This is a genomic window from Psychromonas antarctica (genome assembly GCF_022267535.1).
Lineage (GTDB): Bacteria > Pseudomonadota > Gammaproteobacteria > Enterobacterales > Psychromonadaceae > Psychromonas > Psychromonas antarctica.
The window spans coordinates 1-9,455 of record NZ_JAHNZV010000104.1 but is presented as its reverse complement, the minus strand read 5'-3'; the positions used below and the strand labels follow the sequence as shown (position 1 = coordinate 9,455).

General features: G+C 39.9%; 8 protein-coding genes. 5 read left to right on the top strand and 3 right to left on the bottom strand.

Going from position 1 to position 9,455, the window contains the following annotated elements; translation table 11 throughout:
- Window positions 1-410 precede the first annotated feature (410 nt).
- From KSO91_RS14380 to KSO91_RS14370, 3 genes are all read right to left on the bottom strand, one after another.
- Window positions 411-1,877, bottom strand: coding sequence for an alpha-amylase family protein (locus KSO91_RS14380; RefSeq protein WP_238743729.1), 1,467 nt, complete (start codon window positions 1,875-1,877; stop codon window positions 411-413).
- A 680-nt stretch (window positions 1,878-2,557) separates the two neighbouring features.
- The gene (locus KSO91_RS14375) at window positions 2,558-3,184 is read right to left on the bottom strand and encodes a 3'-5' exonuclease (RefSeq protein ID WP_238743728.1); all 627 of its coding nucleotides are present in this window, start codon (window positions 3,182-3,184) and stop codon (window positions 2,558-2,560) included.
- 15 nt (window positions 3,185-3,199) lie between these two features.
- A complete protein-coding gene (locus KSO91_RS14370) occupies window positions 3,200-3,793 on the bottom strand; it encodes a phosphoribosyltransferase (RefSeq protein ID WP_238743727.1) in 594 nt (197 codons plus the stop codon).
- 116 nt (window positions 3,794-3,909) lie between these two features.
- Between KSO91_RS14370 and KSO91_RS14365 the strand changes: the two genes are divergently transcribed.
- The 5 genes from KSO91_RS14365 (at window position 3,910) to KSO91_RS14345 (ending at window position 9,260) form a co-directional block, all read left to right on the top strand.
- A complete protein-coding gene (locus tag KSO91_RS14365) occupies window positions 3,910-4,503 on the top strand; it encodes a phosphoribosyltransferase (protein WP_238743726.1) in 594 nt (197 codons plus the stop codon).
- A gap of 75 nt (window positions 4,504-4,578) precedes the next feature.
- A complete protein-coding gene (locus tag KSO91_RS14360; RefSeq protein WP_238743725.1) occupies window positions 4,579-6,135 on the top strand; it encodes an ABC transporter ATP-binding protein in 1,557 nt (518 codons plus the stop codon).
- Window positions 6,122-7,204: an ABC transporter permease gene (locus KSO91_RS14355; RefSeq protein ID WP_238743724.1), complete on the top strand. Its 1,083-nt coding sequence runs from the start codon at window positions 6,122-6,124 to the stop codon at window positions 7,202-7,204. Before KSO91_RS14360 ends, KSO91_RS14355 begins: the two co-directional genes overlap by 14 nt.
- Before the next feature lie 13 nt (window positions 7,205-7,217).
- A complete protein-coding gene (locus KSO91_RS14350) occupies window positions 7,218-8,144 on the top strand; it encodes an ABC transporter permease (RefSeq protein WP_238743723.1) in 927 nt (308 codons plus the stop codon).
- Window positions 8,145-8,177: 33 nt separating this feature from the next.
- Entirely contained in the window at window positions 8,178-9,260 is a 1,083-nt protein-coding gene (locus KSO91_RS14345; protein WP_238743722.1) for a BMP family ABC transporter substrate-binding protein, read from the top strand.
- Window positions 9,261-9,455 lie beyond the last annotated feature (195 nt).

Here is a 9,455-nt window from a genome sequence, read left to right as displayed (position 1 = left end):
GATATACATAATCTAAAGTTCATGCATACTTTTTAGATGCCGACCAAAGGAATATTGATGTTGTATTTGAGCATCTATTCACTCTATAAAAACAGGTCGCTTTGATGTGAATGATGTGCGTATTCGTGTGCATATCTTATCGATAGTGCAGAAACGTGCCAGGTCTATCATTTTGCAGTTGTATGCATCATGAAAGACCCTGACGTTATTGCAAATCAATACAGCGCAGCTATATCCGTGAATTTAAGAATTGCCTTGAACTTCAGCAAAGCATCAATACGGTATGATATGAAATTTTAACTTTATGATATTAAGTGAATTTCACTTTCATTATCCGATTTAAGGTTATATAAATTTTTTAAGCTGCCTCCTGTCTGTCTTTTTACTGGAATTCAGCTATTCAACCAACATCAAACGAGCAGTAAACAGGATTTTCTGTCAATGCTCAACGTCAACGTATCGGCTTCAATTTTATACTGGCAATCGGTCAATATATTACGCATATCTTTGTGCCATTGGATGTCTACAACTACCTTGGAATCGGATTTGTTGATGGCGACTATTCCTTTTATCCCTCGGGCAAAAACAAGAGTGTCTTTGTTTGCTAGCATTGAGCGCATCGTTTCACCGTGAGCATAGTTATGAAACATGATCATTTTTGCCATGCGTGGATCTTTCCATGCCTCAGTCCAGCGTGGAATACCATTGCTAGTTAATATTTTACTTGGATTTAGGTCGGTATAAACTAGTGGTACACCTCCATCACGACCGAGTATATAGCTATAGGCAAGCCATTCATCTTGTTCCTTAAGGATCAGGCTCTTAAAGGTGTCATTATTTGGAATATCATGGGTGATTGCAAAAGTAGTCGCGCGAAAATTAAATAACGCCTGACCAACGGAATAGGGATTAGCTAAAGATTTCATATCGCCATCTTTTTGCAAAGCCTGAAATAGGGTATTGAATAAAGGGAAATCGTATGCCCCAAGCTCTGTTTGCTCGATATAAGGCTTCAGAAACAGTTCATACTCTTCTTTGGTGGCGCCACCATCGGTAATTATTTCACCGAAAATATGCATGTTTTCAGTAATATCTTTAGTCCAGATACGTTGTAGATGCTCGATAGTCATGTGTTTTGCGGCATCAATTCTGAATCCCTGAACTCCCATTTTTTTAAGTGCTTTAAGATAATTTTGTTGTTGCTCGATAACATAGTCACAGACTTTTAGTTTTGGCAACCCAGGATCTTCTGCACCACCGGTTATTCGGCCATTTTGTACTTCCCAGGTGTTTTTCCAGTCTTTAATCTCAAACGCGTCGACAAAATGCTCTTCGTGGAACAGTGGCTCGCTCAAATCACCAAACAGCGTCTGCGGCTGGTATTTCTCTTTATTATCATTGTATGTTTTGATATCCATTGCACATGGATATTGCAAATCTTTGCGTCTATATGCCTCATTAGCCATGTGATTGAATACAACATCCACATAAACACGCACCCCCTGTTCTTCGAGTGCTTTAATCATCTCAGAGAAGTCTTGTGTATTACCCAGCTGATTTTCAATAACGCGATAATCTTGGGGTTGATAACGTTGCCACCAAGCTGTCCCGTCTTTATGTACGAAAGACTTCATGGCCGGTGAAACTAAAACGGAACGATACCCCAATTCAGCAATCTCTTTCGCATTGGCCGTGACGTAGGCGTATGGCCAGTCAAAGGCATGAAGAATAACATCTGATTTTTCAATGTTGAGGGAATTAATGTCTAATAATGTTTTCTCTTCAGCTGCGTTTTTACTAACCAGTATTTGGCTAGCAAGCACATTATCTTTAAACAGTTGTAAATCAGTAGTAGACGTATCTATTTGGTATTCCATGTTCTTTTATCCTTGTTTTCAGCTTGCTGATGAAAGCAATGTTTTGATGTAAGCAAGCTAAATGAGTAAATGGCGAGGATCACAATCCGTAATGGCAGATCACTCAAGCCTGAAACTTTTAAATATGTTCACATTATAAACAATAAAACGTGAGATAGTTCAAGTTTTATTTTTCAGGGCATATTAGCGATGCTGAAATAACAAAAAATAAGATCTATTAATATGGGGTTATAAGTTTATTTATCAGGTAGTTAAAGCGTAACGGGTTGCTGGTGGTAAAATGTCTCTGTGCTTCTTTTTAATAGCCGTTGGATGCTTACTATTAGTTTGATAAGGGCTGCGCTCGCGAAAATATTCGCTTAAATTAACATGCTTATGTAGATGACTCAGGTTGTTTTTTGTAAAAAGATTAAAACCATTACCACGCACACTTCATGCGACTGCGAAACTGCGTTTCGGTTCGCATTCATTAACAGAGGCGCTGCGCGCTACACAAAGAAAAAACTAACAGACTAAAATATATGATAATTAATATTTTTTATGTTTTTCTCTGTTTTCCCTCATTTTACTCTGTGGTGCAATTTTTTGACGTGTTTTTATCTTTTCCCATTTTTACCTGAGTTAAGTGCATAAGCATGTGAATTTATCCATTATTGGATATGCGATGCACAATAATTATATCAAATAGCAATCGTTTTTAATAATTTACCAATAGACGCTTTGGGTGTTTTTGCTATCTTTTTCATTAACGAAAAATCTGGATTAGTGATGCCATAATCGTGTTGTAATGAATCTAATAACACTAACCACAGAGAAGCGGTTGCTTCGGCATCGGCTAATGCACGGTGAAAAATCCCATCGTTTTTAATTTGATGATAACGCACTAATTCACCGAGCTTATGCGATGGTGCATCTTGTGTTAAACGCCGAGAAAGCAAAAGAGAACAGGCAAAAGAGCCGTTATAACGACGCTGAATATGTGTTAGCTCTGCATCTAAAAAGCGCTGATCAAAGGATGCATTGTGGGCGACTAAATTACTGTTTTGGATAAAATCAGCAAATTGGTTCATCACTGTTTTACAATCGGGGGCATCTTTTAACATGTTGTTGGAGATCCCGGTGAAATCTTCGATAAATCGGTTAATTCTAAATCCGGGATTCATTAAGCTATGAAAGCGATCAACAATAATGCCACCTTGTAGTTTGACTGCACCAATTTCGATGGCCCGATCTCCTTGATTAGCGGAAAGACCGGTGGTTTCAAAATCGAGCACAATAATCGAATTTGCTGAGGTTGCTATTGGCATTTTTTATTTTCAGCTCTAAGTGTGTTTAATTGATGCATCTTTGGCGGGTAAGTATTCTTTTATAATTTCATACAAGCGGGGACGTTGTGCTGCAATCTCTTGAGGAGACAATCCTTCCAGTGAGTGTGGGTATTTTAACCACGCGGTTGTCTCGTGGATGTAATAATCTGGAATACGATTAGTCATATTACGCGATGGTTTGTAATAGGGTACTGCAACTCTTACATCTGCAGGCATGTTGAGCCTAGTTTGCTTTTGTAATTCGTTAATAACAGCTTCAATTGAGCGACCCGTATCATATACATCATCAACGAGTAACAGCTTGTCATGGTGTTGAATGTTTTTAACCAGATAGTTTAAACCATGGACGCGCACTTCTTTTTGTTGCTGATCTATTTGTGCAGCATAGGAAGAGGTTCTAATAGCAATATGATCCGATTGTACCCCATGTACAGCCAAAAATTCTTGAACAGCAATACCAATCGGTGCGCCACCACGCCAGATAGCCACAATAAAGGTGGGGTTAAAGTCACTATCCAATATATTACGTGCTAACGCATAGGAGTCTTGTAATAAAGATTGCGCAGTTAAGTATTGTTTTTCTGCCATTTTAGTTCCACTTAAAGATGAAAGATAAAGCCACTAAAGATTGAATAAAAAGCTACTTTATGTTCTAATTTTGATATTTAAATTTTACAAATATAACATATAAAGCTGGTGATTTCTTGGATAAATATCGCGAAAAAATATTTTTAGATGAAGATTCGTTAATCGAAGAATCGTTCCAATTAGCAACCCAGATTATGGAGAGCGGTTTTAAACCAACTTTCATCGTTGGGTTATGGCGAGGCGGAAGTTCAGTGGGTATCTATGTGCAAGAATGCCTGCAGACGTTAGGTGTACAAACCGATCACATATCAATTCGCACCTCCTATGCTGGCTTCGATAGTTACCAGAAACAGGTTGATGGTGATCAACCTATTCGCGTGCATGGGCTTACTTATTTACTTAAAAAGTTAAATTCAGATGATAAATTACTTATTGTTGATGATATGTATCGCTCAGGTAAAAATGCACACGCAGCTATTGATGAATTAAAAAAGCGGCTGAGAAAAAATATGCCGACAGATGTTCGCATTGCGACTGTTTGGAAAAAAGCCTCATTACCTGAAAAAGCTGGCCCTGACTATTATGTTCATGCGACTGATGATTGGGTGGTCTTTCCCTATGAGTTGCAGGGGCTGTCCTTAGATGAAATTAGGCAACATAAATCATTTGCTTATAGCTCAATTGAACCTGAATTGTTTATTGAAAGCTGATAGTTAAATAGCTGTCGATCAACTTGCTGGCAAAAATTTGTCGCTCATTAAAACTTATATGTAGAAGAGACTGGTTTGCATAAAATAAAACGCTTAGAACTAAGAGGTATTAGCAAACAGTATCCTGGTTGCCTCGCTAATGACAATATTGATCTAACTATTGAACCCGGCGAAATTCATGCATTGCTTGGCGAAAATGGAGCTGGTAAAAGTACATTAATGAAAATCATCTATGGTGTAACTCAGCCAAATCAAGGTGAAGTCTTTTTTAATGAACATCCTGTTAATATTAAAAATCCTGCCCAAGCTCGAGATATGGGCATTGGCATGGTATTCCAACACTTTTCTCTATTTGAATCTTTAACGATTGTTGAAAATATCGCCTTGGCATTAGGTAAGCAAGGAGGGGATATTAAATCTCTATCTGAGCGTATTCGTATTGTCTCAAGTCGCTATGGAATGCCATTGCAGCCGGATCGCTTAGTTGCGACGCTATCCACGGGAGAACGTCAACGTGTTGAAATAGTGCGTTGCTTAGTACAGGACATTGAACTACTTATTTTAGATGAACCGACATCGGTACTGACACCGCAAGAAGTTGAAGCCTTATTCTCAACATTACGGCACTTATCAAGCGAAGGCTGCTCTATTCTGTTTATCAGCCATAAATTACATGAAGTCACTGCTTTGTGTGATCACGCCACTATTCTCAGACATGGCAAGGTCAGCGGAACGTGTATCCCGAAGCAAGAAACCTCTAAGTCGATTGCGACGATGATGGTTGGCAACGAAACACCTATCTCAACAAATTATAATAAGGTTCAAGGTGACGAGGTATTCTTGTGTATTGATAATTTATCAACCAACGCCAAGCATGACTTTGAGGTCGCCCTTAAAAAGATCAGCCTTAATGTTAAAAAAGGGGAAATACTCGGTATTGCTGGTGTTGCTGGTAATGGCCAAGAAGAATTGCTAATGGCTTTATCCGGTGAGATCCGTCAGAAGAAAAGTAAAAATCCATCGATCTATTTTGATGGACAGCCCGTTGATAGTTTGAATCCTTTTAAACGGCGTCGCTTAGGCATGGGATTCGTGCCTGAAGATCGCCTTGGTCGTGGTGCCGTACCGACAATGACATTAAGCCAGAATACTTTGCTAACAAGTTTTGATTTTGGTTTAGTAAAAAATGGTTTGATCCAAGTTAAAAAAATGAAGGCGTTGGCTAACCTCATTATTGAAAAGTACAAAGTCAAAGCGGTTGGTGAATTTTCCCATGCTGAAAGTCTGTCGGGTGGTAATCTGCAAAAGTTTATCATTGGACGAGAGATGCAACAAAATCCGAAACTTTTATTAGCTTCTCATCCTACTTGGGGGGTTGATATTGGTGCTCAGGTTGCGATACATAAAGCCCTTATCCAGCTAAGAGATCAAGGTGGGGCTATTTTGGTGGTGTCAGAAGATCTTGACGAGTTATATCAAATATCAGACCGATTATGTGCCATTTGTGATGGCGAGCTTTCTCCGATTAAAGCAACTAATGAAGTCAGTTTAGAAACAGTGGGGTGCTGGATGGCGGGTGACTTTTCCGTTGACAGTGTCAATGAGAAGGAAATCGTCCATGTTGCGTCTTGAAGCTCGTCCTGAAATATCTACTTTTTGGTCTTATGTGTCGCCGATACTGGCGGCGGTATTAACCTTAATTGCTGGATTTATGTTGTTTTCGGCATTAACAGATGATCCATTACAGGCATTATCTACATTTTTTATTAGCCCCATTGCCGATGCCTACGGCATTTCTGAATTGTTATTAAAAGCGACCCCTATTCTGCTTTGTGCCTATGGTTTAGCTATCTGTTATCGCGCATCTGTATGGAATATTGGTGCGGAAGGGCAGCTGTTAATGGGTGCGTTAATCGGGTCGTCTGTTGCCTTGTTATTCGTGGACTCTACAAGTTCGATGGCGATGCCATTGACGCTGTTGGCGGGTGTTGTTGGCGGTACTTTATGGGCTGGATTTGCAGCCATGTTAAAAGTGCAATTCCATACCAATGAGATACTGACCACCATTATGATGAACTATATCGCTTTGAATTTATTGGTGTGGTCTGTTCATGGACCGCTTAAAGATCCCAACGGTTATAATTTCCCAGAGTCTGCTTTGTTTGGCGACTCGACATTAATGCCGATTCTTTGGGCTGATACTCGATTACACATTGGTATCTTGTTTGCTGCGATTGTAATGGTGTTAACTTGGGTATTTCTAAGGCGTAGTTTTGTCGGTTTTCAAATTCAAGTTTTAGGTTTAGACCCCTCTGCCGCAAGAATGGCTGGCTTTAAAGGTAAGAAGTTAACCTATTTGGTGTTAATGATTTCTGGCGGATTAGCTGGGCTGGCTGGCGCTATTGAAGTTGCTGGGCCGATTGGGCAGCTCGTCCCTTCTGTCTCTCCGGGTTATGGTTATTCGGCAATTATTGTCGCCTTTCTAGGTCGTCTTCATCCCGTTGGGATCACCTTGGCAGGTTTATTAATGGCACTCATCTTTATGGGGGGGGAATTAGCGCAGATTGATTTAGGTTTGCCAAACGCGATTACCGGCGTATTCCAAGGACTTTTATTGTTTTTTCTGTTGGCTTGTGATGTCTTTATTCGTTATCGCATTGTCAACGTTCCTAAATTATTACCAACCAATTCAGCATCTTAACAACGAGTAATCTATGGACTTTGATTTATTTGTAAATATTTTATACGCAACTATTCGCACGGGAACGCCGTTGTTATTAGTGGCACTTGGTGAAATGGTCTGTGAGAAGTCAGGCGTATTAAACCTCGGTCAGGAAGGTATGATGCTCATGGGGGCTGTGACTGGTTTTATTGTTGTAAATCATTTTGATATTGTTGCCCTTGGCTTTGTGAGTGCTGCGATTGTTGGTATGCTGATGGCGATTTTATTTGCTGTAATTGTGCTATTTTTAAACGCCAATCAGGTGGCAACGGGTCTTGCATTAACCATTTTTGGCAGTGGTCTTTCTGCCTTTATTGGTGCTGACTATGAAGGTAAAATTATTACTAGTTTGGACTCGCTAGCACTACCTATTCTGTCTGATATTCCGGTTATTGGTCATATATTGTTTAACCAAGATCTAGTGGTTTATTTCAGTTTTGCCATGTTTGTTGGTATCTATTTATTCTTTAAAAAGAGTCGTGGCGGACTAATTCTGCGTTCAATTGGTGAAAACCCAGATGCCGCCAATGTGATTGGACTATCAGTCTTAAAAGTGCGATTTTTAGCAATCTGTTTTGGTGGTGCAATGGCGGGGATTGCAGGCGCCTATCTTTCTATTGCTTATACACCTTTATGGACAGAAAACATGACGTCAGGACGCGGTTGGATTGCCTTGGCCTTAGTTGTTTTTGCTAGCTGGCGAGCTGAACGAATAATATTGGGTGCGTATCTGTTTGGCTTTGCTAGTATTATTCACTTAGTCGCACAAGGGTTAGGTTTCGCTATTTCATCTAACTTGTTGGCTATTTTACCGTATGCTGCAACGATTGTTATTTTGATCATGTTGTCTGCAAATAAAAATAAACTCAAACTTTATGAGCCCGTGTCATTGGGTAAACCGTGGTTTAAAAAACATTAACTTAAACATATTAATTTAAAGGAGATTGCTTGTATGAGCATATTTAAAAACATAATTAAGTGCATCGCTATGGCTGCTGCACTGACGACAACGTTTGTACAGGCGAAGGATGCCGCGCCACTTAAAGTAGGCTTTGTTTATGTCAGCCCAGTAGGGGAAGCTGGTTGGACTTATACCCATGATGTTGCTCGTAAATACCTTGAAGAAAAGTTTGGCGATAAAATTAAAACGACATTTGTTGAGTCGGTTGCTGAAGGTGCTGATGCCGAACGTGTTATTACACAATTGGCTAAAAGCGGTAATGATCTTATTTTCAGCACTTCTTTTGGTTACATGAACCCGACGATTAAAGTTGCAAAGCGTTTCCCAAATGTGAAATTTGAACATGCGACAGGTTATAAGCGTGCAAAAAATGTCGGTACTTACTTTGACCGTATTTATGAAGCGCGTTATCTGACTGGCGTACTCGCTGGCTATATGACAAAGTCTGAAACAATTGGTTATGTTGCTGCCTTTCCTATTCCAGAAGTCATGCGAGGTATTAATGCGTTCACTTTAGGCCTGCGTTCAGTTAAACCCAATGCAACAGTGAAAGTTGTTTGGGTAAACAGCTGGTATGATCCAGGTAAAGAGCATGAAGCCGCAAGCAGTTTAATTCAGCAAGGTGCCGATGTGATCACTCAACATACTGACTCACCAGCTCCCGTCCAAGCAGCAGAAGCCGCGGGCATTTATGCCATAGGTTACCACTCAGACATGAGCATCTATGGTCCCAAAGCATTCTTGACATCGCCTGTGCATCACTGGAATGAGTTTTACGCTAAGCGTGTTGAGCAAGTACTTAACGGCACTTGGAATTCTGAAGATGTGTGGCAAGGGATTGGCTCTGGAATGACTACCTTGGCGCCCTTAAATCCCGCAATTCCTGCCGATGTTGTGAAAAAAATCAATGCACTATCAGATGATATTGCATCTGGTAAATTACATCCATTCGCAGGTCCAATTAAAGGGCAGGCTGGTTCTGTGATTGCTAAGGAAGGCGAAATTATTGCTGATAAAGTATTATTAGGCATGAACTTCTACGTTGAAGGCGTTGAAGGTAAATTACCTAATTAACCTCAATTCTGGATAAGCCAAACGATACAGTCCCGTTATTTACGCGTATTTCTGCGTTAAATCATCTACCAATAACCAGTTATTGCTGCGATGATTCGCCTTGAACTACGCAAAACTAACAGCACTGTATAATATGTTTTTTAACTTGTTGATATTTAATCTGATTTCGCTTCCATTATCCAGAACTGAGGTTAA